The following is a 23,928-nucleotide window of genomic DNA, read 5'->3' as shown; positions in this document are numbered from 1 at the left end:
AACCCGAAGCCCTTTGGGGCTTGAGTTCCGGGGCGTTGTGCATGGGACCCTGAGGATCAGTGCGATTGCTTCGGCAGATTCAAACTGCGCAAAATCGGAAGCCAGCGGTCCGCCTCGACCTTGATGAACCGGGCCAGCTCTTCGGGCGTGCCGCCGCGGGGCTCCATGCCGATGGCGCGGGCGCGGGCCACGAAGTCGGGGTCGGCGATCACCTGGTTCACGGCCTTGTTCAGCCGGTCGATCGCCGGCTTGGGCGTGCCGGTAGGCACCGAGAGCGAGTACCAGAGCGTGGCTTCCATGTCGAAGCCCTGTTCCTTGAACGTGGGGGCGTCGGGCACCTGCGGCAGGCGCTGTGAATCCATCACGCCGAGCACGCGCAACTTGCCCGATTTCACGTAGGGAAGCGATCCCGTGATGGACGTGCCGTGAATGTCGATCTGGTTGCCCAGCAGGGCCTGCAGCGCGGGGGCGTCTCCGTTGAAAGGAATGTGCAAGGTGCTGAAGCCTTGTTCCTTTTCGAAAGCGATGGGTGCCAGGTTGGTCAGGATGGCCGCGCCGGGCGAACCGCGGTTGATCTTGCCGGGGTTCTGCTTGGCGTAGGCCACCATTTCCTTGATGTTCTTGTAGGGCAGGTCGGTGCGGCCCACGACGATGGCGGGCTGGTAGGCGATCTGCGTGACCGGCGCGAAGTCCTTCACGGGGTCGTAGGGCAGCTTCTCGTAGAGCACGCTGTTGTTCGCGAGCGTGCCCAGCGACGACACGAGCACGGTCTGGCCGTCCGGCTTGGCGCGCGCCACGTAGTCGGCGGCCAGGATGCCGCTGGCGCCGGGCTTGTTCTCGATGATGACGTTCAGCCCTTGTTTGCCGAGTTCCTGGGCCAGGATGCGGCAGTACTGGTCGGTGCCGCCGCCGGCCGCAAAGGGCACGACGAGGCGGGTCACCTGTTGGGCAAGGGCGAGGGCCGGGGCGAGCGCGCAGGCACCCAGCGCCAACCCCATGACGAGTTTTCGATAGCTCATTCTTGTCTCCTGTTCTGGTTCGAATCGAACGCTGGATTCAGTCTAGGGCGCAGCTCCCAGCAGTGATCTGCAAGGAATGAAAAGCAGCTTTGCGGGATGCGCCGACAGGGGCGCCAGCGCGCCCGCACACTTGCCCGATGACCGTGAAGATCACCCGGGTCGGGACGACCAAAGATCAACTGGGCGAGAGCCCCTGCTGGGATGCCGATGCACAGGCGCTGAGCTGGATCGACGCGCTGGCCGGCACGCTGTGGCGGTTGAACACCGAGACCGGGCTGCCCGAGCGGCACCCGTTGCCCGCGCCCGTGGGTTCGATCGCGCCGTGCCGCAGCGAGGCCGTCGTGGTGGCGCTGCGCCACACCTTTGCGCGCTATGACTTCGCCACGCGGACACTGGCGCACCTGGCCCGCATTCCCGTGGACGATCCGAAGGTCCGCTTCAACGATGGCAAATGCGATCCGGCGGGCAACTTCCTGGCGGGCACCATGCACGTCGATCGCCAGGCCGGCGAGGCGGTGAAGGGCGGGCTCTACCGGCTGCGCCCCGACCTTCGCGTGGAGCACCTGGCCGACGACATCGGTTTTGCCAACGGGCCTTGCTTCAGCCCCGACGGCCGCGTGCTGTACCTGGCCGACAGCCTGGAGAGAACCCTCTGGGCCTATGACTACGATCCGAGCGGTCCCCTGCGCAACAAGCGCGAGTTCGCGAAGACGCACGCGTTCGACTCCGGGCCCGACGGGGCGACGGTCGACTCACAAGGGTTCCTCTGGACGGTGTTGACCCGCGCCGCCAAGCTGGCGCGCTATGCCCCGGACGGCACGCTGGAGCGCTTGGTCGAGTTGCCGGTGAGCTACCCCACGAGCATCTGCTTCGGTGGGCCCCGCCTGGAGCACATGTACCTGACCACCATTTCACGCAGCGCGCGGCTGGAGGGCAACCAGGCGCAGGATGGCGGGCTGTTCGTGATCACCGGCCTGCCCGCCACGGGGCGTCTGCCCCATCACTTCGCCGACGTCTAGCGGGTCTCGCTTCTGAGTGCGTCTGCCACGTAGTCCACGAAGGCACGCACCTTCAGCGGCAGCACGCGGCTCTGCCGGAAGACGGCGAAGACACCGTTGGAGAACGCCCGCACGGCAAAGCGGTATTCGGGCAGCAGCCGCACCAGCGTGCCGTCGCGCAGGTCGTCGCGCACGGTGGCCTCGGACAGCAGCGCCACGCCCATGCCGCCGATGGCAGCCAGCCGCAGCAGCTCGCCGTTGTTGGCGCTGAGCACGCCCTGGATGGCCAGCTCCTGCTGTTCACCCGCCGGGTCGATGTACTTCCAGGTGATGACTTCGCGCTCGCGCCGGTAGGTGAGGCAGCGCACGTGCGGCAGGTCGCTGGGATGCCGGATGCGCGAGTAGGTCTTCACGAAGGCTGGGCTGGCCACCAGCACCTCGTCGCTGGACTGCAGCCGCTTGATGACGAAGCCTGAATCGTTGGACTCTCCGGTGCGGATGTCGACGTCGAAGTCGTGCTCCACCAGGTTGATCGGATGCTCGGAGAGCTCGAGCTCGACCCGGATGTCGGGGTAGAGCTCCGCGAAGCGCGGCAGCAGCGGTGCCAGCACGCGCAGGCCGATGTGCGTGCGCGAATGCACGCGCAGGCGGCCTTCTGGTCGCTGGCGCGCGTTGTGCACGGCCTGCTCGGCCTCGCTCATGAGTTCCAGCATCGCCTCGGCCCGCTCCAGGAAGGCCTGGCCTGCTTCCGTCACCTTGAGGTTGCGGCTGGTGCGATCCACCAGTTGCACGCCCAGTTCTTCTTCCAGTGCGCTGATGCGCCTAGAGATGGTCGCGGGCGAAAGGCTGAGGCTGCGGGCCGCGGCCGAGAGGCTGCCTTTGCGCTGGGTGGCCACAAAGATGCGCAGCGAGTCGAGGGCCTTCATTTCGAAAGACGCAAAGAAGCTGTGCGTTCGCTGGTGATCCACGCAGGCATTGAGTTCCTACGATGGACCTCGATCAACACCAGCCAACCAGGAGCAACAGCGATGGATTTCGGAATCTTCATTTTGATGCAGCAGCGGAACAAGCATAAGACCTCCCACCAGATCCTGCGCGACGCCATCGAGCAGACGCGTCTGGCGGACGAACTGGGTTTCGGGGCCGCGTGGTACGCCGAGCACCACTTCAGCAACTACGGCATGTGCTCGTCGCCGTTGACCATGATCGCGCACTGCGCCGCGGTCACCCGCAACATCCGGCTGGGAACCGGCATTGTCGTCGCTCCGCTGTACACACCGGCCCGCCTGATCGCCGATGTGGCGATGGTCGACCAGTTGTCGAACGGCCGTTTGAACCTGGGCATCGGCTCGGGCTACCAGCAGTTCGAGTTCGAGCGTTTCGGCGTGTCGCTCGAATCCGCAAAGGGCCGCACCTTCGAGATGCTCGACATGCTCGAGGCGGGCCTGCGGGAGCCGAAGTTCAGCTACGACGGCGCGTACTATCAGCAGCCGATGAGCGCCATCAGCCAGCGCGCGGTGCAGCGACCCATGCCGCCGATGTGGATCACCAGCGTCGACCCGGCCTTCCTGTCGCGCGCCGTGAAGTCCGACCACCACGTGTTCGTCTCCGGCGGCGACGGCGGCCTGGAGAAGCTGGCCAGCACCCGGGCCCTCATCGACAAGGTGGCCACGGCAGAGGGCAAGGACCCGGCCGGCGTGCAGGTCGGCCTGTTGCGCGCGGCCTATGCCAGCAACAACAAGGATGAGGTGGAGAGTTACCTCGAGTGCGCCCGCTACCAGCGCCGCATCGCCGTCAGCCTGAAGCGCCGCACCGCGCAGATCGCCGACGACTACCAGGTCGAAGAAGGCATCGTCGAGGGCGAGCCCACGCTGGACGAGATGCGCGCGCTGCTGCCCGTGGGCGACATCGACACCGTGATCGAGCGCGTGGTCAACGAAATCCGCACGCTCAAGCCGGTGCACTACTGCTTCCAGACGCAGATGGGCGATTTCGATCACGCCACGATGCTGCGCCAGCTCGAGGTCTGGGGCAAGGTCATCATTCCGACGGTGCAGCAGGAGATCGCCAACGATCCGCCGCATCGGCCCGCGGTCCAGAGCGAACTCGCTGCGGCCTGAGGCCGAGCGCCAGGAGACGCCATGTCCGAAGTCGCTGAAGAAGAAAGCACCCGCGGCGCCATCGAGCCTGCCCAGTTCCGTCAGCTGCTCGGGTGCTTTCCGACCGGCGTGGCGGTCATCACCACCTGCACGCCGGACGGCCAGCCGGCCGGCCTGACCTGCAACTCCTTCAGTTCGGTCTCGCTGGACCCGCCGCTGGTGCTGTTCAGCCTGCGCAATGCGAGCCGATTGCTGGGCACGTTCCAGGCGGCGGACGGCTTTGTCATCAACATCCTCTCCGAGCAGCAGGATGCGCTGTCGGGCCGGTTCGCCTCAAGCAAGATCGAGGACAAGTTCGAGGGCGTGCCGTGGCGCGCCGGCGCGCTGGGCATGCCGCTGATCGACGATTGCCTGGCGAGCTTCGAATGCCGCGTGCATGCGGCTCACGAAGCCGGCGACCACACCATCTTCATCGGCGAGGTTCGGCACCTGAGCGCCGGAGCGGCCGACCAGGCGCTGGTGTTCTACAAGGGCGCCTACATGAAGCTGGCCGAGTCGCTGCGCAAGCTGGTCGTGGAAGGGCGGCTGGGAGACGCCGACATCGACGAGGCCTATCGCACGCTCTATGGCACGTTGCTGCGCCTGGCCAGCGAACGCGCCACCGAGGCCGAGCTCGACGCCGTGCATGAAGCCGCCGGTGCCATTGAGGCCCACCCCGACGACGCGCCGCTCAAGGAGCGCATCGCCTCCGCCAGTGCGTTCTTCTCTTCGATCGCCACGGCCGGCCACAACGAAGCGCTCACGCTGATGGCGCAGACCATGACCAGCGTGCTGCGCGAGCGCATGACGCATGTGCTCTCGGTGCGCCCGCGTCCCGACCTGTTTCCGCTGCGTCGCAAGGTGGCGCACAACCTGCGCCGGCGCGACGCCGCCGGTGCCACCGCCGCCCTGGACGAGCTGATCACGCAGCTGCGCAAGGGTTGAGCCTTTCCGAAATTCCACAGGAGACAAGATGTCCATCGACTACGCCGGCTTCCGGCGCGAACTCGAATCGTTCGTGCGCAGCGCCTGCCCGCCAGAGATCCGCGCCGTCGTCGCGGCCGGCCAGAAGATCACGAAGCGCGAATACCAGGCCTGGCAGAAGATCCTCAACGCCCAGGGCTGGGGTGCGCCGAGCTGGCCGCGCGAAGCCGGCGGCACGGGCTGGGACATTCGCCAGCGCCTCATCTTCGAGGAGGTGATGGCCGAGAAAGACTGTCCGCCCCTGTACCACCACGGGCTGGGCCACATCGGTCCGGTGATCATCCGTTTCGGCACACCCGAGCAGAAGGCGCGGTTCCTGCCGCGCATCCTCGACGGTTCGGACTGGTGGTGCCAGGGCTATTCGGAGCCCGGCTCGGGTTCCGACCTGGCCTCGCTGTCCACCAGCGCACGGCGAGACGGCGACGAGTGGGTCGTCAACGGCCAGAAGATCTGGACCTCGCATGCCCACGAGGCCAGCATGATCTACATGCTGGTGCGCACGTCGAAGGAAGCGAAGAAGCAGGAAGGCATCTCGTTGCTGCTGGTGCCCATGGACACCCCGGGCATCACCGTGCGCCCGATCCAGACCATCGACGGCTGGCATCACCTGAACGAGGTGTTCTTCGACGAGGTGCGCGTGCGCGCCGACAACCTCGTCGGCGAAGTCGGCAAGGGCTGGACCTGCGCCAAGTTCCTGCTCGAGCGTGAACGCCTTCCGCCGGCCAACGTGGCGCGGCTGGAACTCATGCGCCGCCAGGTCACGCAGCTGGTGGACGTGGCGAGCCGCGCCGCCGCAGGGTTGCGCGACTTCAGCGGCCTGCACCACAAGCTGCTGCTGTGCGAGGCCGACGTGAAGGGGGCGCGCGTGATGATGGCGCAGGCCACCGACGATCTGATCCACCAGCGCCCGCTGGGCGTGCAGCCCTCGGTCATCAAGATGACCTGCGCCGACGTCGCACAACGCCTGACGACCATCGCCCTCGATGCGGTCGGTCCCGATGCCGCGCATCGCTTTCTCGCCGAGGCGGGGGACGACGTGCCCGACGCCACCTGGATCCAGAACTACATGTTCACGCGCGCCCGCACCATCGCCGGCGGCACCTCCGAGGTGCAGCGCAACGTGGTCGCCAACGAACTCCTGGGAGCCTGAGCCATGTCCACCTCTTTCCCGTCGCTCTTTCCCGGCATGCTGCTGGACGCGGCGAGCCGCTATGCCGAAGACCATATCGCCGTCGCGATCCAGGGCGACCCCGTGCGCGAACTGGGCTGGACGGCCACCCTCGTGCCCGAGGAGACCGGCGGTGTCGGCGGCAGCCTGAGCGATCTCGCGTCCATCGTGGAGGGGCTCGCCACGCATGGCCTTCAACTGCCGGTGGTCGAGACCTGCGCCGTGGTGCCGCTGCTGCTGCAGGCCGCGGGTGCCGAAACGGCCCGGCGCTGGCTGGAAGCCGTGGCCGAGGGCAGCGTGCAGATGGCACCCTTGACCGCCTTGTCTGCCACGCCCGACGTCCATGCCGTGACGGCCAGGCACCTCGACATCGGCTACGAGTTGAGCGGAACTGTGCAGGGCGTCGACGCGACGCTGCCTGCCACGCATTACCTCGTGCCTGCGCAAGTCGATGGCGAGGACGCCATCTTCCTGGTCGATGCCGAACGCATCGGCGCACCGAAGGCCCGCTACCGGACGATGGAGGCCCGCGTGGGCGCGGACTTCATCCTGGCGCAGCTGGCCGCGCCCGAGAGCGCTTGCATCGCGCGTGGCGCTGCTGCACGCGATGCGTGCGCCAAGGCCACCGATGCCGCCTTGCTGCTGACGGTCGCCGACACGGTGGCTGCGCTTGCGACCCTCATCCGCCAGACCGTCACTCACCTGAAGGAGCGGCGCCAGTTCGGCGTGGCGCTCTCGAGCTTCCAGGTGCTGCGCCATCGCGTGGCCGACATGTACGTGAAGTACCTGGGCGCCAAGGGCCTGGTGATCCATTGCTTCAACGAATACGAGCAGGACGCGCCCGATCTGCGCCGCACCTTGCGCCTGGCCAAGGTGTCGCTGGCCGAGTCGGCGCGCGCCTGTGCGGAAGCGGCCATCCAGATGCACGGGGGCATGGGCGTGAGCGAAGAGGTGCTGGCCACACGCACGGCGCAGCGCCTCATCGCCTCCGAGTTCCGCTACGGCGACCGGCTCCTGCATGTCGCCCAACTGCTGGCGCCACAGGCGTGTGCACCGCAAGTTTCTTTTTCCAACCAAACCGGGAGTGTGCGATGAGCATCAATCTGGAAGTTTCCGACTACATCGCCGTCGTCCGGCTCGACAAGCCGCCGGTCAACGCGCTGGACCGCGCCACGCGTCGCCGCCTGATCGAGATCTTTGATGAAGTCTCCGAGCGCTCCGACGTGCGCGTGGCGATCCTCACGGGCACGGGCAAGTTCTTCTGCTCCGGCGCGGACCTGAAGGACCGACCCAATGCCGACAAGGCCGGCGACTTCCTCGACCACAACCGCTGGACGCGCGAGACGGGCAATGCCATCCGCGAATGCGCCAAGCCCGTGATCGCGGCCATCAACGGCCCCGCGCTGGGCGCGGGCTTCGGTCTCATGGCCGCTTGCGACATTTTCCTGGCGAGCGAGGACGCCACCTTCGCCATGCCCGAGATCAACGTCGGGCTCGCAGGCGGTGTCTCGATGCTGCGCACCATGGTCGGGCGTTCGTTCACGCGCCGCATGTTCTTCACCGGCATGAAGGTGCCGGCCGCCGAGCTGTACCGCCGCGGCGTGATCGACGAGGTGGTGCCCGCCGAACAGCTGATGCCGCTGGCGCTGGAGATCGCGCAGGAGATCGCCTCCAAGGCGCCGCTGGCCATCGCCTATGCCAAGCAGGCCGCCAACATGATGGACCTGATGCCGCAGCGCGACGGCTACCGCTTCGAGCAGAACTTCACCATGGCGCTGGCCCGCACCGAAGACGCGCAGGAAGCCCGCACGGCCTTCCTCGAGAAGCGCAAACCCGTCTACAAGGGGCGCTGAGATGCCGGTCGTGGAAGTGGGGCGCGGCATGGACGCGCTGTTCGAGCCGCGCTCGATCGCCATCTTCGGGGCGTCGGACGACGTCACCAAGATCGGCGGCCGGCCCCTGCAGTTCCTGCAGAAGTACGGCTATGCGGGCGACATCTATCCGATCAACCGCAAGGCGGGCCTCGTGCAGTCGCTGCCGGCCTATGCAACCCTGGACGACGTGCCCGAAGTGCCCGAATTGGCCGTGGTCGCCGTGCCGCCTGCGGGCGTGCTCGACGCGGTGAAAGACTGCGCCCGGCGCGGCGTGAAAGCCGCGGTCATCCTGTCGGCCGGCTTTTCCGAGATGGGTGAAGAGGGCAGCCGCCTGCAGGCCCAGATCGGCGACGTCGCGCGGGCCACCGGCCTGCGCGTGGTCGGCCCCAACTGCCTGGGCGCGATCGGCGTGCCCGACAAGAGCATCGCCACCTTTTCGGTGGCGCTGGAGTCGTCCTTTCCCGTGGCCGGCCCGGTGGGCATCGTCTCGCAGAGCGGCAACCTCGGCAGCTTCACCCTGCGCCTGGCCGGCGAGCGCGGCCTGGGCGTCAGCCGCATGCTGACCACGGGCAACGAATGCGACGTGGACATCGCCGATGCCATCGCCTCGCTGGCGGCCGACCCCGGCACGCGCGTGATCCTTTGCTGCATGGAAACCTGCCGCGACGGCGCCAAGCTGACGCAGGCCATGGCGATGGCCCGCGAAGCGGGCAAGCCGCTGGTGGTGTTGAAGGTCGGCGTCTCGGAGGCCGGCAGCGAAGCGGCGGCCTCGCACACCGGCGCGCTGGCCTGTTCCGACGCGGTGTTCGATGCCGTGCTGCGCAACGGCGGCGCCATCCGCGTGCCCAGCATCGAGCAGTTGCTCGAAGTCGGCCATGCGCTGTCGGTCGTCGGTCCTGCGCATGTGTCCGGCGGCCATCGCGTGGCCGTGCTCACGGCCTCCGGCGGCTTCGGCGTGCTGCTGGCCGATGCGGCCAGCGCGCAAGGCCTGGCGCTGCCCAAGCTCGCCGCGCAGACGCAGGAACGCATCCTGTCGGTCGTGCCCTTCGCCGCGCCCTCCAATCCGGTGGACATGACGGCGCAGGTGTCGAGCCGGCCCGAGGTGCTGGCCCAGATGCTCGATGCGGTGGCGCGCGACGACAGTTGCGATGCGCTGATCCTGCAATCGGCCAATGCCTTCCATGTGCCCCGGCTGCGCGATGTGTTTCTTGCTGCTCTGGAACAGGTGCGCAAGGACCATCCTTCGCGCCTGATCCTCCTGTGCGCCCGCGCGCCGCAGGAGGTGCGGGCCACGCTCAACGCCATGGGCTTTCCCGTGGTCGAAGGCATCGATGCGGCCTGCGCGACGGTGGCGGCACTGCTGCGCTTCGGCGCGCGCGACACCGCACGGGCGGCAGCGCCGGCCATCGAGCGCGTGCCGTTGGCTGCGCAGGCCTTCGCCACCGAGGCGAGCGCCAAGGCCGTGCTGGCCGAAGCCGGCCTGCCCGTGCCGCGTGAGGCGATTGCCGCCAACCGCGACGAGGCGCTCGCCGCGGCGCGCGCGATGGGCTTTCCGCTGGTGCTCAAGATCGTCTCGCCCGACATCGCCCACAAGACCGAGGTCGGCGGCGTGTTCGTCGGCGTGCGTTCCGAGGCGCAGCTGCTTGAGGAATACGGGAACCTGCTTGCGCGCGTGGCGCAGAAGGCGCCCGCGGCCCGCATCGCCGGCGTGCTCGTCGCGCAGATGGTGCAGGGCGGCGTCGAGCTGATCCTGGGCACCAAGAAGGACCCGATGTTCGGTCCGATGGTGATGGTCGGCCTGGGCGGCATCTTTGCCGAGATCTTCAAGGACGTGGCGCTGCAGCCGGCGCCCGTGGACGAGGCTCAGGCCACCGCCATGCTGCAGTCGCTCAAGGCCTTCCCGCTGCTCGACGGCGCGCGCGGCCGGCCCAAGGCCGATGTGCCGGCGGCGGCGAAGGCCATCGTGGCGCTGTCGCGATTTGCCGTGCGCCATGCCGACAGCGTGTCCGAGATCGATATCAATCCCTTGGTGGTGCTGGACCAGGGGCGCGGCGCGCATGCGCTGGACGCCCTGCTGGTGCCCGAGCCACCCCTCACGAAAGCCCACCCATGACCATGTCTCTTTCAGGCCGAGCGGCCTTCATCAGCGGCGCCGGCCACGGCATCGGTCGCGCCACCGCACGCGCCATGGCGCGCCTGGGCGCCACGGTCGGCATCAACGACCTGAAGCCCGAGTTCGTGGAAGAGGCCGTGACCGAGATCCGCGCGCTGGGCGGCCGGGCCATCGGCCTGCCCTGCGATGTATCGACGCGCGAAGGCATGCGCGAGGCCGTGGCGCAGTTCGTGCGCGATGCGGGACGGCTGGACATCATGGTCAACAACGCCGCCTGGGTGCGCTACCAGCCGCTCGCCGAGATCACGCCGGAGGTCATGGACCGCATGGTGGAGATCGGCTTCAAGTCGGTGATCTGGGGCATCCAGGCCGCAGCGGAAGTCATGGACCCGCAGCGCGGCGGCTCGATCATCAACGTGGCGTCCATCGCGGCCTTCAAGTCGCCCATGCGATCGGTGGTCTACAGCGGCATCAAGGCCGGCGTGCTGGGCATCACCCGCGCATCGGCGGCCGACCTGGGCGCGCGCAACATCCGCGTGAACGCGGTCGCGCCCGGTGCCGTGCCCACCGAGGGCACGGCCAAGCATCGCAACGCCGAACTCGACGCCCGGCGCATCGGGCGCACACCGCTGGGCCGCCTGGGCACGGTGGAGGACATCGCCGATGCCATCTGCTTCCTGGCCGGCGACGGCTCGCGCTTCTTCAATGCGGATGTGCTGCGCCTGGACGGCGGCGCTTCGGAGACCTCGCTGTGAGCGGCGCCGTTGCATCGCCCAAGCGCGTGCAGAACGTGTTCGTCGTGGCGAAGGAGCCGGCCCGCCTGCATGCCTTCTACGAAGGTGCGCTCGGCCTGCCGATGAAGTTTCGCGATGGCGACCGCTGGATCCAGTACGGCGTGGGCAACACCAACGTGGCCCTGGCCTGCCTTGAAGAAGCGGCGCCCGCCACCAGCGGGCTGGTGATGGTGCTGGAGGTGGACGACTTCGAGGGCGCGCAGGAACGCATCGTTGCCGCCGGCGGGCAGGTCCTGGGCCTGCGCGACATGGGCGACCACGGGGCCGTGCTGTCGCTGCGCGATCCCGAGGGCAACCTGGTGCAGCTCTTTCGGCGCGCCGCGCCCACTGCTGCATGAGTACACCCGAGCCGATGCCGGCGGCCTTGCAGTCGCTGCTGGACCGCGAGGCGATCCGCGACTGCCTGCTGCGCTATTGCCGCGGCATCGACCGCTGCGACGAGGCCGCCTTGCGTTCGGCTTACTGGGAGGACGCCACGGACTGCCACGGCGCGTGGAACGGCAGCGCCGCCGGCTTCATCGCGCAGGCGCTGCCCAGGTTGCGGCAAGGCGGACGCCGCGTCCACCAGATCACCAACGTGCTGATCGAACTGCATGGCGAGGTGGCTGCGGTGGAAAGCAGCTTCTTCGCGCTGCAGGCCACGGCCACACGGCCGGACCTCGAGACTTTCCTTTGCGGGCGTTACGTGGACCGTTTCGAACGTCGTGGCGGCGAGTGGCGCGTGGCCGCGCGCACCGTGGTCTACGACTGGATCGAAGAGCGCACACGGCCCGAGCTGACGCAGGACGACGCCACGCTGTTCGGCGCGCGCCAGCCGGTCGGCAGGGCAGCGCCGCTCGACGCCGTGTACGCGCTGTTGCGCGACGTGCGCGGCACCTGATGCCCACCGTTCTGCTCACCGGCGCCGCTGCAGGCATCGGCCGCGCCACGGCGTTGGCCCTGGCGCGCGCAGGATGGCGCTGCGTGCTGGTCGACGCCGATGCGCAGGCGCTGCAGCGCCTCGAAGCCGCCTGGCCGGCCGACGCCGCGCCACCGATGAGCCTCGTGGCCGACCTGACGGATGCGGCGCGGATCGAGCGCCTGGGGCACGAGATTCCGCCGCTCGATGCATTGATCAACAACGCGGGCCTGTCGGCCGGTGGCGCCGAGGCCACGTCGGGCCACGACGACGGCTCGGCGGATCGCCTTCTTGCGCTCAACCTGGCCGCGCCGGCGCGCATGGTGCAGGCCTGTGCGCCGCACCTGCGGCCCGGGGCGCGCATCGTCAACGTGGCGTCCGGCGCAGGCCTGCGCGCCATTCCGTGGCGCGGTCTCTACAGCCCCAGCAAGGCTGGACTGATCGCGCAGAGCCGCGCGTTGGCGCAAGCCCGGCCCGACTGGACGGTGACCACGCTGGCACCTGGCTTCGTGCGCACCGAACTCGTGCAGCACCTGATCGATGGCGGCCGGCTGAACCCGGCGCAGGCGGTGTCGAAGATCCCCATGGGCCGGATGGCCGAGCCCGAGGACATGGCGCACGCGTTGTGCTTCCTGGCCAGTCCCGGCGCGCGCGTGCTCACCGGACAACTGCTGGTGCTCGACGGCGGCTCGTCCGTGTGCGGAGGAAGCCAGCCGCTGCCGGCCGGCGCGCATCCGCCCCTTCCGTTCGATGCGCCCTTGCGCCCGCATCTCGAGTCCGTGCGCGAGCCGGCCTGGCATGCGGCACTGGGCGTGTGGGTGCGCGCGCATGCAGGCCACCTCGAGCGCGCGGGCTGTCCGGCGGTCATCGACGCGCGCGCGCTGGAGGCACAGCCCGGCACGCGGCTCGATGCCGTGCTCGATGCGGCGCGCTGCTTTCGGTCGAGCCACGCTGCGCTGGCCAGTCTCACGCTGCTGCTGCCTGCGTCCGAGCCGGAGCTCGATTGGCCACTGGCCGGCGACGCCGATGCAGTCCGGATGCTGGTGGCCACGCTGGCCGCCGAATGGGGCGCGCACGGGCTGCGTATCAACGCGCTGGAGCTGACGCACGGCCTGGCGCCACAGGCCTGCCTGCCTCTGCTCGACTACGTGGCCGGCCCGCGCGCGCAGTTTCTGACCGGTCAGGTGCTGAGGCTCGGCGCCGGGCATTGAGTTCCTGCGCCGCGTGTGAATGGCCGCAGGAGCTTCAGGCCTTCAGGGCTTCGCTCGCCGCAGCGCGAATCCGGTCCGCCGATTGCCGCGCGCGGCGCATGATGCCGCGCGTGTCGTAGGCCAGTAGCCGGCCGTTGCGCTTCACGATCCGCCCATCGACCATCACGGTGTCGACGTTGGCGGCACTGCCGCTTTGCACGATGGCGGTCTCGACGTTGCCGACCGGGCCCATGTTCAGGTCCTGTGTGCGCACCAGGATGAGGTCGGCGCGCTTGCCTTCGGTGATCGAGCCAGTGACCTCGCCCAGCCCCATCGCGATGGCGCCGTTGAGGGTCGCCATCTCGATCGCCTCGGGCACGCCGATCGCCTTCGACTGCGCGCTGGGCGTGCCGGCCCACGGCACGCCCAGGTTCCAGGTGAAGCGCATCGCCTCGAACATGTCGGGCGGGGCGATGGAGGTCGCATCGCTCGACAACGAAATGATCAGGCCCGCGTTGCGCATCGCGAAGAGCGCGGCACGCGCGTCGCCGGTACCGCTGAGCCGCAGTTCGGAGTGCGTGGCAAAGGACAGCGGCGTTTTCGTGCGCGCCATGGCCGCCAGGTCGGCTGTGCTGGCGGGCACGTAGTGCGCGAGCATGAAATCCGGCCCCAGGTAGCCGCGTCGTTCGTAGTCGACGGCATCGACGTTGTTCGGTGCCTCCTGCGGTGCGTGGATCGCGACGGGCAATCCGCTGGCCTTGGCGGACTTCATCTCTTCGTGGAACACGGCGTCGGTGCTTTGCTGCGGGCCGCGCAGGTTCAGCCCCAGGTGCACCAGTCCGTCGAAAGGCGAACGCTCGCCGAACCACTCGCGCCGCACGCGCGCCAGGTCGTCATAGCGGTTGAGTTCGTCGGCGGGCATCTTGTCGACGTGGCCGTAGGCGTAGCGGGCGCGCAGCAGCGCGTGCTGGTGCGCACGCAGCTCGGCATCGGCATGGGCGGGGGAGCGGGTGTTGTGCGACCAGTTGTGCACGGTCGTCGTGCCGCCGTTCGCCAGCTCGGCGCAACCCAGCATCACGCTGTTGTAGAAATCGTCGGGCGTGTACAGGGTCGAGGTCGCGTTCTTGGCGGGGTAGTACGAGAAGCCGCCGTCGCGCGCGGTGAAGCTGCGGCCGATGGCGCTCCACATGTGATAGTGCGAATTGACGAAGCCCGGCATGACGATCATGTCGGTCGCATCGATGATCTCCGTGCCAGCCGGTGCGCTCAGGCCGCGCCCGATCTTCTCGATCACGCCGTTGCGGACCCACACGTCGGCTCGCGGCAGCACGCCCTTGCTGCGGTCGACCGTGATGACCGCGCCGTTGCGGATGAGGTAATTGCCGCGTCGAAGGCCGGGCGATGTGGGCGCACGCGCCGTGCGGGCCGACACCGATGCCGAGCCGACCAGCGCCGGTGCACCGGTGGCGGCGACCATCAGGGCGCCTGCAAAACGAGTGAAGTCTCTTTTGGTTGTTTGCATGTCCAGACCCAGTAGTTGCCAGTGATTGAAGTGATGGAAAGAGGAGACGAAAGCCCCGCTCAGTACGCCTTGAGAAGAAACGCCGCGGTCATCGCCAGCCCCGTCAACACGACGAAGCCGCGCACCACCTCGGGCTTCAGTCGCCGTGCGAGCATGCCGCCGGCATAGCCACCGACCGTGGCACCGAGGGCCATCCACAGCGCGTAGGTCCAGACGATCGCGCCACTGGCCGCGTAAATCGCCACGGCGATCAGCGTCAGGATCGCGGAGACGAAGTTCTTGATGCCGTTCATGCGTCCCATGTCCGTGTGCCCCAGCGCACCAAGCACGGCGAGCAGCAGGATGCCGAGGCCGCCGTTGAAGTAGCCGCCATAGACGGCGACCGCGGCGATGCCCAGGTCGGCGAGCCACCGGCCTCGTGGCTTGTGGTTGTCGGCCGTGGCGAGCCTGCGGCGCACCAGGCCGGGCCCGATCGCGAAGAGCAGCGTCGCGGCCAGCAGCAGCCACGGCACGATGCGGGCAAAGGCATGGTTCGAGGTCGACAGCAACAGCGCCGCACCGGCCGCGCCGCCGAGCACCGACAGCACACCCAACCGCAGGAGCGAAGGCGACATCGGCCCAGACAGTTCCTTGCGCAATGCCCAGGCGCCGGCCAGGTAGCCCGGCAGCAGCGCGGCGGTTCCGGTGGCGTTGGCCGACACCAGCGGCACGCCGACCATCGCCAGTGCCGGCAGCGTCAGGAAACTGCCGCCGCCCGCCACGGCATTGAGTGCGCCGGCCAGGGCCGCGGCGCCGCCGAGCAGCGCCCCGTCGAGCAGCATCACGGCTTGCGCGCCGGCAGCGACATGCGATCGGTGTGCAGCAGCAGCGTGAGCAGCACGCCGACAGCCGCCAGCAGCGTGATCTGCACCAGTCCGGCCGTGCTCCAGCCGAAGCGCGAGGCGATGCCGCCGATGACGAAGCCCGCGACCGCACCCGCGCCGTACAGCGTGGTGACGAACACGCCCGTGGCGCGGCTCGTGAGAGAGGCATGCACCGCCTTGATGTGATACCCCGCCAGGTTCACGTACAGCACGCCGCTCACCACGAAGCCCCACGCGAAGGACAGCGCCGACTGCACCACCATGTCGGTGGGGCCCGAGAACATCAGGAAGCCCAGCAGGCCGGTGCCCATGAAGCTCGCCGAGAGCACGAGCTTGGGATGGAAGCGGTCGCCGAGCCAGCCGCCGAAGATCGACGCGAACACACCGAAACCGAAGATGCTCATCACGCGGCCGGTGTCCGACGGCGTGTAGTGCAGGTGCTCGCGCAGGAAGGTCGGGTACATGCCCAGGTAGCCATAGATGCAGAGCCCACCGATGACGCTCATGCCAGTCAGCAGAGCCGTGTTGCGGTTCCACAGCGTGGTGGCGCCGCGCTGGTCGGCGCGCCCGCCGGTGGCCGCCACGTTCTCGGTCATGCGCTTGCTCACGGTGAGCGCGATGATCGCCATGGCCGCGAAGCCCGCGACGCCGAACACGATGAGCGGCAGGCGCCAATCGCGCTCGACGCCGATCAGGTGGCCGCCGAGCAGCGGCCCCAGGATCGCGCCGATGCCGAAAGAGAAGTTGATGGCGCCCACGGCGGTGGCCCGGTAGCGCGCGAAGTAGCTCGCGGCAATGGCGATCACCACCGTCAGTTGCATCGCTTCGCCGATGCCGGTGACGGCCCGGTAGACGATCATGTCGGCGAAGCCGTACGAGTAGGCCGCCAGCAGCGTACCCAGCGAGAAGATCGCAATGCCGATCTGCAACACCGTCTTGCGCGACAGCCGCGCCAGCAGGTAGCCCGTCGGGACGCCGGCCACGGCCATGCCCAGCGTGAAGATGGTGGACAGCAAACCGGTGTCTGCCAGACTGAAGCCGAACTCCTTGCGCACGTCCGCGGCGATGAGTGGAAAGATCTGTCGGTCCATCGCGTTGAGCGCGTACGAGGCGAGCAGCACCAGGAACATGCCGATCTCCAGTGCGGTGATGGGCGCCTCGCGGCGCGCGCCACCGACCGCCGGTGAAATGACGGAGGTTGAGGAATGCACGTGTTGTCTCCTTCTCGCCGAGCGAGAAATCTGTTTGTTGTTCGTTCGTTGCACGGGGTCGCCGGCGCTGTGCCGGCGAGGGTTCACGCAGCGGGGCTTGCCGCGCCGTACCAGTCGAGGATCTGCTCGCCGGTCATGAAGGCCACGCCGTCATGCGTCTGGATGTGCGCCAGCGCTTCTCGGAAGTAGCGCAGGCGGTGCGGCGCGCCCATGATGTACGGGTGCACCACCAGCGCCATGACACGGGCCGAGTCTTTCGCGTCGGCATAGAGCTGTTCGAACTGGTCGATGGCGCGGTCACGGTACTCGCTGGCCTTGTGGTGCTGGATCAGCATCATTGCCACGTCGTTGCATTCCTGCGTGTAGGGCACGTTCACGATCGTGCCGCCGTCGCGCGTCTTCAGCCGCACCGGCTGATCGTCGAGCACCCAGTCGCACACGTACTCGTAGCCCTGCTCGGCCAGGATGTCGGGCGTGTGCCAGGTCTCGGTGAGCCCCGGGCCGAGCCAGCCGCGCGGGCGCTTGCCGGTGTAGGCGCGAATGGCCTCGGTGGTCTTGGCGATGTCCTCGACCTCGTCGGGGACCTTTTGCATGTTGCGCTGCCCGAAGCCGTGGCCGATGAACTCCCACTGGCGTTCCTTCGCCGCCTTGGCGATGGGCTCGTAGGCGCCGATGGCCGAACCGTTGATGGCGAGCGTGGCATTGATGCCGAGCGCGTCGATCACTTCGAGCATGCGCCAGAAGCCGACGCGGTTGCCGTACTCGTGCCAGGCCCAGTTCGGGATGTCGGGCATCGGCGAACCGCCGGCCGGTGGTGTCAGCACGGTGCGGGGCATGGTCTCGTCGATGTTCCATTCCTCGACGTTGACGATCACCCAGACGGCCAGTCGTTTGCCGCCGGGCAACTTCAGTGCGGGACGGTCCGCGATGGACGAGTACGAGATGCGTTCGAGTGGTTTCATGGTGTCTCCGTGTGCTGTTGCGGGCTCAGACGATCTCGACCTGCAGGGGCGCGAGCCCGTCGATGCGGCCGGTGAGCTTGTCGCCGCGCTGCACCGGGCCGACTCCTTCGGGCGTGCCGGTGAAGATCAGGTCGCCGGGCAGCAGGCGGTATTGCTTGGACAGCTCGCTGACGATCTCGTGGACGTTCCAGATCATCTTTTCGAGCACCGAGTCTTGCCGCACCGCGCCGTTCACCGAGAGATTGAGTGTTCCCGAGCGGATGTGCCCGACCTTCGCTACCGGATGGATCGGGCCGCAGGGCGCCGAGTGGTCGAAAGACTTGCCCTGTTCCCACGGCAGGCCGCGCTTGTTGCATTCGCGCTGGCGGTCACGTCGGGTCATGTCCAGGCCCGCAGCGTAGCCAAAGACGTGATCCAGCGCCTCCTCCGGCGTCACGTTCGACGCATGAGTGCCGATGGCCACGACGAGTTCGAACTCGAACTGGAAGTCGTCCGTCAGCGTGGGGTAGGGCACGCGCCCGTCGGTCACCACCGAGTCGGACGGCTTCTGGAAGAAGAACGGCGGATCGCGCTCGTCGCCTTCCTTCATCTCCCGGATGTGGGCCAGGTAGTTGCGGCCCACGCAGTAGACGCGGCGCACCGGAAAGCGTTGGTCGCTGTCCACGATGTCGATGGAAACGGGCGGGACCTGCAGGGCGTCGGTATTTGCGGGGACATCGGTCGCTTGCGCGAGCTCGGCCGTCGGGTGGGGGGACATGGGTTTGTCTCTCTGGAAGGTTTGGAAAGGAGTGGCTAGAGTCTAGGAACGAGGCCTTCTCACCTCAACGCGCAGGCTTGCGCAAAGATATGCAATCCTTGCGATCTTGAGATCAGCTCTTCATGCCACCCACGCCTTCCCCCGACGAATTCGTGCCGCCGCCCCGCGCCGGTGCCGCGCGTGCCGCCATCAGCAACTACACGATGGCGGCGCGGGCACAGCGCGCCTATTTCGGCATTCACGACCAGAGCAACTGCCTGCCGAATCCGGTGCCGCACCGGCATGAGTACTTCCAGATCTACGTCAACACGCGGGGCGAGACCACGCACTACATCGGCGGCAACCAGCGCGCCATCGGCGCCGGCACGGTGAGCTTCGTGCTGCCCTTCCTGGTTCACTACATCCCGAACGCGGCCGACGGCGTGTTCCATGTGATCAATATCAGCAAGGATTACCTGCTGCCGTCGCTGGACCTCGACGTGTTCGAGCTGTCGGAGGTGCCGTTGTCACGCGCGCCCGAGCTCGCGCCTTTCCGGTTCCAGCATTGCCTGGATTTCCGCTTCGATGAAACTGAGACCCACCAGCTCCAAGCGCTGTGCGAACACATGGCGCAGGAAGCGCAGCGGCCGCCGGGCGAAGACACCGCCAGCCACCTGCTGATTCGCAGCCATCTGCTTCACCTGATCGGCATGGTGTGGCGGCGCTACGGCGAGGAGTTTCGCAACTGCGAGGCGCAGGGGATGGCCCTGCAGTCGTACCGACCGGCGGTGCTGCGCTGCATCCGCTACATCAGCCGCAACCTCGCGCAGGAGCTGACGTTGGGCGACGCGGCGCATGCGAGCCATGTGTCGCCCACGCATCTGGCCCACCTGCTGAAGAGCGAAACGGGCAAGACCTTCCTGGAGCTGGTGACCGAACGCCGGATCGAGCGCGCCAAGACGCTGCTGGTCTTTACAGGCGCCTCTGCGGCGGAGATCGGCGAAAGCACCGGTTTCGGAGAGCCGACGCAGTTCGCGCGCCGTTTCGGACAGATCGTCGGGGCGACGCCTTCTGCGTACCGGCGGCAATTTCAGCGAGGAGGGAATCGGACGTGGGACTGACGGCGCGATGCTCCCAGCAAGCAATCAGGCTCTCGAGCTTGACGTCGGTGGCTGCAAGTCCGACGTGGGCATTCGTTGCATGGCAGTCCTTCGCGTGCGGCCGCTCCAGACTGATTGCAGCCGCTCAGATCTTGAGTCCAAATGATTGCCTGCCTCGGAAGCAGTCATTCGTTGGCTGCCAGCGACCGTGCGCTTCAGATCTCGGTCTGCTCTGAAATCTCCAACGCGTCGTCGACCTCAATGCCGAGATATCGCACGGTGGACTCGAGTGTCGAATACCCGAGCAGCAGCTGCACCGCGTACGGATTCTTCGTGCACCGATAGATCAGCGCAGCCTTGGTGCGTTGCATCGGATGGGCCCCGTAGTCGGCACGATGAAGCCCCGGTTCAATTCGCTTCTACGGCAGTCGTCCGACAGGCAATCCTTAGGCGAACTCAATGATCAAGCGATGGAATATGCATTGTGGACCGGCATGACCATCTCTAACCTTGGGCGACATCCTCCACCGCCCAAAGCTTCGACATGTCTTTTGACGAACCGGCCATTCACGACTTTCACGCCCGAACCTATCCGCTGAGAATTTACTCGGGGACGGATGCGCTGATCGAACTCCCCCGGGAACTCCAGCGCGCCGGCGCCTCCCGTGCGCTGATCCTGTGCGGGCGCAGCGTCCGTGAGCGCACCGGGCTCACGCAAGTGATCGAGACCTTGGCGGGTGGCCGCATCGTCGGCATCTTCTCGGGCATCTCCGAAGGCGCGCCTGCGGAGTGCCTCGAGGAGGCTGCTGCGAAGGCGCGCGAGGTGCAGGCCGACGCGCTCATTGCTGTCGGTGCAGGCAGCGTGATCAAGGGCGTGCGCATCGTTGCCATGTTGCTCGGGGAGAACCGTTCCCTGCTGGAAATGGCAACGGTCCATCGCGATGACGAGCCGCCGGTGAGCCAGCGTCTGAATGCGCCGAAGATGCCGATCTTCAATGTGCTGACTTCGCCAACCTCGGCACAAAATCGTGGCGGTTCGGCTGCGCGCTATCGCGGTTCCGCGCATCACCTGGAATTTTTCGATCCCAAGACCCGGCCACGCGCGGTGTTCTGGGACACGAGGGCGCTGGCCACTGCGCCGGCGGCGCTCGCGCGCTCCACGAGCTTCGAGGTCTACTGGTGGGCCTTGATGTGCATGGGGGCCGTGCGCACAGCCAACCCGCTGGTCCAGGCCAGTCGACGGCACGCGTGGGAACTGGCACGACACGCCTATCCGAAGCTGGGCGAAGCGGACGATGCGGCTGCCCGGATCGACCTGTGCGCCGCTGCGTTGCTGCAAAACCGCGACGAGGAAGATGGCGGGCGGCCCTGGTCATGCCAGCTGCTGGCGCGCGCGGCCTACGCGTGCGCCGTCGGCGTCTTCAACCACTACGAAGGGGTGACGCAATCGCGCGGCTATGCGGCCTTTGCACCGGCCATGATCCGTGAACTGGGCGCGGCAGTGCCCGAGGTGGCGCACGCGATGGGCGAGGCACTGGGCACGGAACTGCCATCGAGCGGCAACGGCACCGAGACGGCCGCGCAGGTCGCGGCGCAAGTGGCACGCAACTTCCAGGCGCAAGGGTGGCGGACTGACTTGCACGATTGTGGAATCCCCGCCGCCGATGCGCCCCGGCTGCTCGCGCTCGCACTGCGCAACTTCAACGCCAATCACGACCGGCTGCTGGATCGCCATCGCGAGGCGATGCTCGCCGCCATCACCAGGACGATCGCTCCCTAGCGCTCAGGTGGTGCTGTTTCGCACCTCCTGCCGGATCCATTGAAGAAAGGATCCGAAGGCCGGTGTTGCCGCGCGCGCGGTAGACCACACGAGGTAGTAGCCGTTGTCGCTGCGCGCGACCAGGTCGAAGGGGGCGACGAGTGTGCCGACCTTGAGCAACTCCACAGCGTAGGCGCGCTGGACGATGGCGACGCCCAGCCCATCGACAGCCCCCTGGATCGCGAGCGAGGAGTTCTCGAACGACAAGCGGCGCTTGGGCTTGAGCTTCGCCAACCCGGCGTGGTCGAGCCAGCGTTGCCAATCGTCCATGCGACGCACGGAATGCAGGAGCGTCGCCTTCGACAGGTCGGCGGGTGTCGCGAGCGGGCATGTGTCGCGCAGGAACGCGGGGCTGCAGACGGGTTGGAAGGCGTCGTCGAACAACCTCAGACCGTCAAGGCCTGGAGGTACATCGGTTCCCATGAAGGAGGCCATGTCCACGTCCTCGGCTTCAAAGCGGATTTCGCGAAAGCTCGTCATGAGCTGGATGTCCAGCTCGGGATGCGCCCCGTGGAAACGGGACAGGCGGGGCACCAGCCACTTCTCTGCGAGCGTGGGCAGCAGGCACAGCTTGAGCGTGTCGTGACGCGGTCCGCGCGCGATGGCGTTCAGCGTCAGTTCGATCGTCTGAAATGCCTGCGTGAGCGCGGGCCGCAGCACTTGGCCCGCGTCCGTCAGTTCGACCGAGCGGCCCTTGCGCCGCAGCAGCGGCACGCCCACGACTTCCTCGAGCAGTTTGACTTGCTGGCTCACCGCGCCGGGTGTGACGCACAACTCCGCCGCAGCATTCGAGACGCTTTGATGGCGCGCGGTGGCTTCAAAGGCTCGCAGGCCGAGAAGGGGCAGGCGGCTACGGTTCATTTGATTTAGTACTTCTAAAAGATGCAGGGGAAAAAACTGCCTTGTTTGAGGATGGGCAGCTACATAAACTGAAATCTAGCCAATCTAAAACGACGAGGCAAGACATGGAAATCACCAAGTACCCTGAACCGCACTTCCGCAATGATGCGGACGGCATGACGCTGCTGGGGGCGCGCTACCGCGACACCGGCGAGTTGCGCTTCCCACCCCCCGAGTTTCTCCAGGCCGGAGAGGCCGCGGAGCCGGTTTCCATGGGCGCCAGCGGGCGTCTGTACACCTTCACCACGGTTCATCCCGCCAAGGCGGCCGCGTACGCGCTGGGCATGGTCGACTTCGACAACGGCCTGCGGGTGTTTGGCCGCCTGGCCTGGCCCGAGGGCAGCGAGCCCGCCATCGGTGACCTGGTGCATGCCGTCGCGTTCGAACTCCCGGACGGCACGCCGGATTACGCCTTTGCGCCGCTGAAGGGAGCCGCAGCATGAACGAGCCGTTGATCATCGGTGTCGGCATCTCCGACTTCGGCCGCTTTGCGCATCTCAACGAAGAGGCGCTCGCGCAGGCCGCCATCCTGTCCGCGTTGAAGGACGCAGGGGTGGGCATGCGCGATGTGCAGGCCTTTTACTGCGGCAACGCGCTCGGCGGCCACCTGCCCGGCCAGCGCGCGCTGCGAGAGCTGGGCACCGGCGGCGAAGCCGTCTACAACATCGACAACGCCTGCTCGAGCGGGGCCACCGCGTTTCACCTGGCGTTGCAGGCGCTTCGCGCGGGGCAGTACGAGACGGTGCTGGTCTTCGGCATGGACCACCTGAGCGGTCTCGGCGGCGGCGCGCTGCCCATGAACGAACGCGACTGGAACAACCGGCGCGGCATGATCATGCCCGCGCTCTACGCGATGCGCGCGAAGCGCTACATGCACGAGCGCGGCGTTCCGGCCGAGGTGCTGGCGGATGTGGCGGTGAAGAACCGACGCCACGGCATGCTCAACCCCATCGCGACCTTCTGCCGCCCCGTGACGCGCGAAGAGGTGTTGGCTTCACGCATGGTGGCCGATCCGCTGACGCTGCTGCAGTGCTGCCCGGGTGTGGTGGACGGCGCTGCCGCGCTGGTGCTCAGCACACGTCCTTCCCGAGGCACGGCGAAGCCGGTGCGCGTGCTGGCCTCGGTGGTGCAGTCGGGCCTGTTCGAGATCAACCAGGTGGACATGACCGAGGCGGAAATCACGCGGCGCGCGGCGCGGCTGGCGTACGAGCAGGCCGGTGTCGGCGCTGGCGATCTCAGCCTGATTGAGCTGCACGATGCCTTCACCATTTCCGAGCTGCTGTACTACGAGGCACTCGGCCTGTGTGAGCCTGGGGAAGGGCCGGGATTGCTGGCCAGCGGCGCCACGGCGCTCGGCGGGCGCATTCCCGTGAACGCGAGCGGCGGTTTGCTGGCCAAGGGGCATCCGCCGGGCGCCACGGGTGTCGCGCAGATCGTCGAGCTGTGCGAGCAGCTGCAGCAGCGCGCCGGCAAGCGGCAGGTGCAAGGCGCCCGCCTTGGCCTGAGCCAGGTGACGGGCGGCGGCATCTGGGGCGTGGACCATGCCGCGTGTTCCATTCACATCCTCGCTGCGTGAAGAAGGAGCCCGTCATGACAGACCACATCATCCCCAACGAGTTGGCCGGCCTGACCGCCATCG

Annotated in this window: 23 protein-coding genes and 1 pseudogene; 15 read left to right on the top strand and 9 right to left on the bottom strand. The window is 67.6% G+C overall.

Features of this window, described 5'->3' with window-relative positions:
* Positions 1-56: 56 nt before the first annotated feature.
* Entirely contained in the window at positions 57-1,019 is a 963-nt protein-coding gene (locus VBO01S_RS09700; protein ID WP_082818060.1) for a Bug family tripartite tricarboxylate transporter substrate binding protein, read from the bottom strand.
* Between the two features lie 137 nt (positions 1,020-1,156).
* Between VBO01S_RS09700 and VBO01S_RS09695 the strand changes: the two genes are divergently transcribed.
* On the top strand, positions 1,157-2,038 hold the full coding sequence (locus VBO01S_RS09695; RefSeq protein ID WP_062473427.1) for an SMP-30/gluconolactonase/LRE family protein: 882 nt from the start codon (positions 1,157-1,159) through the stop codon (positions 2,036-2,038).
* Here VBO01S_RS09695 and VBO01S_RS09690 read toward each other — a convergent pair.
* Positions 2,035-2,943, bottom strand: a complete 909-nt coding sequence (locus VBO01S_RS09690) for a LysR family transcriptional regulator (protein WP_062473426.1) — start codon at positions 2,941-2,943, stop codon at positions 2,035-2,037. The genes VBO01S_RS09695 and VBO01S_RS09690 overlap by 4 nt on opposite strands.
* Before the next feature lie 102 nt (positions 2,944-3,045).
* Between VBO01S_RS09690 and VBO01S_RS09685 the strand changes: the two genes are divergently transcribed.
* Genes VBO01S_RS09685 through VBO01S_RS09640 form a run of 10 tightly spaced genes read left to right on the top strand, consistent with a single transcriptional unit; the run spans position 3,046 to position 13,197 of the window.
* Positions 3,046-4,137, top strand: coding sequence for an LLM class flavin-dependent oxidoreductase (locus tag VBO01S_RS09685; RefSeq protein ID WP_062473424.1), 1,092 nt, complete (start codon positions 3,046-3,048; stop codon positions 4,135-4,137).
* Between the two features lie 21 nt (positions 4,138-4,158).
* Positions 4,159-5,100 carry a flavin reductase gene (locus VBO01S_RS09680; protein WP_062473422.1) on the top strand — a complete coding sequence of 314 codons (942 nt, stop codon included), beginning with the start codon at positions 4,159-4,161 and terminating at the stop codon, positions 5,098-5,100.
* Positions 5,101-5,128: 28 nt separating this feature from the next.
* Entirely contained in the window at positions 5,129-6,289 is a 1,161-nt protein-coding gene (locus VBO01S_RS09675) for an acyl-CoA dehydrogenase family protein (RefSeq protein WP_062473420.1), read from the top strand.
* A 3-nt stretch (positions 6,290-6,292) separates the two neighbouring features.
* Positions 6,293-7,402 (top strand): acyl-CoA dehydrogenase family protein, encoded by a 1,110-nt coding sequence (locus VBO01S_RS09670; RefSeq protein ID WP_062473418.1) that lies wholly within the window; start codon positions 6,293-6,295, stop codon positions 7,400-7,402.
* Positions 7,399-8,160, top strand: a complete 762-nt coding sequence (locus VBO01S_RS09665) for an enoyl-CoA hydratase/isomerase family protein (RefSeq protein ID WP_062473417.1) — start codon at positions 7,399-7,401, stop codon at positions 8,158-8,160. Before VBO01S_RS09670 ends, VBO01S_RS09665 begins: the two co-directional genes overlap by 4 nt.
* A gap of 1 nt (position 8,161) precedes the next feature.
* Positions 8,162-10,294, top strand: coding sequence for an acetate--CoA ligase family protein (locus VBO01S_RS09660; protein WP_062473415.1), 2,133 nt, complete (start codon positions 8,162-8,164; stop codon positions 10,292-10,294).
* Entirely contained in the window at positions 10,291-11,049 is a 759-nt protein-coding gene (locus VBO01S_RS09655; protein ID WP_062473413.1) for an SDR family NAD(P)-dependent oxidoreductase, read from the top strand. Before VBO01S_RS09660 ends, VBO01S_RS09655 begins: the two co-directional genes overlap by 4 nt.
* The gene (locus VBO01S_RS09650; protein ID WP_062473411.1) at positions 11,046-11,426 is read left to right on the top strand and encodes a VOC family protein; all 381 of its coding nucleotides are present in this window, start codon (positions 11,046-11,048) and stop codon (positions 11,424-11,426) included. The genes VBO01S_RS09655 and VBO01S_RS09650 overlap by 4 nt, the downstream gene beginning before the upstream one ends.
* Positions 11,423-11,968, top strand: coding sequence for a nuclear transport factor 2 family protein (locus VBO01S_RS09645; protein ID WP_062473409.1), 546 nt, complete (start codon positions 11,423-11,425; stop codon positions 11,966-11,968). Before VBO01S_RS09650 ends, VBO01S_RS09645 begins: the two co-directional genes overlap by 4 nt.
* Positions 11,968-13,197 carry an SDR family NAD(P)-dependent oxidoreductase gene (locus VBO01S_RS09640; protein WP_062473407.1) on the top strand — a complete coding sequence of 410 codons (1,230 nt, stop codon included), beginning with the start codon at positions 11,968-11,970 and terminating at the stop codon, positions 13,195-13,197. The genes VBO01S_RS09645 and VBO01S_RS09640 overlap by 1 nt, the downstream gene beginning before the upstream one ends.
* A 34-nt stretch (positions 13,198-13,231) precedes the next feature.
* On the opposite strand, the gene VBO01S_RS09635 is transcribed toward VBO01S_RS09640, so the two are convergent.
* The 5 genes from VBO01S_RS09635 to VBO01S_RS09615 all read right to left on the bottom strand — a co-directional run bounded on the left by VBO01S_RS09635 (position 13,232) and on the right by VBO01S_RS09615 (position 18,491).
* Positions 13,232-14,653, bottom strand: coding sequence for an amidohydrolase family protein (locus tag VBO01S_RS09635; RefSeq protein ID WP_157627329.1), 1,422 nt, complete (start codon positions 14,651-14,653; stop codon positions 13,232-13,234).
* 104 nt (positions 14,654-14,757) lie between these two features.
* Positions 14,758-15,516, bottom strand: coding sequence for a sulfite exporter TauE/SafE family protein (locus VBO01S_RS09630; RefSeq protein WP_062473493.1), 759 nt, complete (start codon positions 15,514-15,516; stop codon positions 14,758-14,760).
* A 2-nt stretch (positions 15,517-15,518) separates the two neighbouring features.
* On the bottom strand, positions 15,519-16,772 hold the full coding sequence (locus VBO01S_RS09625; protein ID WP_062473402.1) for an MFS transporter: 1,254 nt from the start codon (positions 16,770-16,772) through the stop codon (positions 15,519-15,521).
* Positions 16,773-16,855: 83 nt separating this feature from the next.
* Positions 16,856-17,734: a polysaccharide deacetylase family protein gene (locus VBO01S_RS09620; RefSeq protein WP_062473400.1), complete on the bottom strand. Its 879-nt coding sequence runs from the start codon at positions 17,732-17,734 to the stop codon at positions 16,856-16,858.
* A gap of 25 nt (positions 17,735-17,759) precedes the next feature.
* The gene (locus VBO01S_RS09615) at positions 17,760-18,491 is read right to left on the bottom strand and encodes a fumarylacetoacetate hydrolase family protein (protein WP_082818058.1); all 732 of its coding nucleotides are present in this window, start codon (positions 18,489-18,491) and stop codon (positions 17,760-17,762) included.
* 122 nt (positions 18,492-18,613) lie between these two features.
* Between VBO01S_RS09615 and VBO01S_RS09610 the strand changes: the two genes are divergently transcribed.
* Positions 18,614-19,591 carry an AraC family transcriptional regulator gene (locus tag VBO01S_RS09610; RefSeq protein WP_255221086.1) on the top strand — a complete coding sequence of 326 codons (978 nt, stop codon included), beginning with the start codon at positions 18,614-18,616 and terminating at the stop codon, positions 19,589-19,591.
* Between the two features lie 194 nt (positions 19,592-19,785).
* On the opposite strand, the pseudogene VBO01S_RS31715 reads toward VBO01S_RS09610, so the two are convergent.
* Positions 19,786-19,980: pseudogene (locus tag VBO01S_RS31715) on the bottom strand (integrase); the annotation flags it as partial.
* A gap of 134 nt (positions 19,981-20,114) precedes the next feature.
* On the opposite strand from VBO01S_RS31715, the gene VBO01S_RS09605 reads away from it, so the two are divergent.
* On the top strand, positions 20,115-21,350 hold the full coding sequence (locus VBO01S_RS09605; RefSeq protein WP_062473398.1) for an iron-containing alcohol dehydrogenase: 1,236 nt from the start codon (positions 20,115-20,117) through the stop codon (positions 21,348-21,350).
* Between the two features lie 3 nt (positions 21,351-21,353).
* Here VBO01S_RS09605 and gcvA read toward each other — a convergent pair whose 3' ends face one another.
* On the bottom strand, positions 21,354-22,250 hold the full coding sequence (gcvA, locus tag VBO01S_RS09600; protein ID WP_082818057.1) for a transcriptional regulator GcvA: 897 nt from the start codon (positions 22,248-22,250) through the stop codon (positions 21,354-21,356).
* Positions 22,251-22,354: 104 nt separating this feature from the next.
* On the opposite strand from gcvA, the gene VBO01S_RS09595 reads away from it, so the two are divergent.
* Positions 22,355-22,732, top strand: a complete 378-nt coding sequence (locus tag VBO01S_RS09595; protein WP_062473394.1) for a Zn-ribbon domain-containing OB-fold protein — start codon at positions 22,355-22,357, stop codon at positions 22,730-22,732.
* Positions 22,729-23,865 carry a thiolase family protein gene (locus tag VBO01S_RS09590; protein WP_062473393.1) on the top strand — a complete coding sequence of 379 codons (1,137 nt, stop codon included), beginning with the start codon at positions 22,729-22,731 and terminating at the stop codon, positions 23,863-23,865. The genes VBO01S_RS09595 and VBO01S_RS09590 overlap by 4 nt, the downstream gene beginning before the upstream one ends.
* Positions 23,866-23,928 lie beyond the last annotated feature (63 nt).

Source organism: Variovorax boronicumulans NBRC 103145 (genome assembly GCF_001591345.1).
GTDB classification, from domain to species: Bacteria; Pseudomonadota; Gammaproteobacteria; order Burkholderiales; family Burkholderiaceae_C; genus Variovorax; species Variovorax boronicumulans.
Note: the sequence above shows the minus strand (reverse complement) of the source record. Positions and strands in the feature narration are given on the sequence as shown.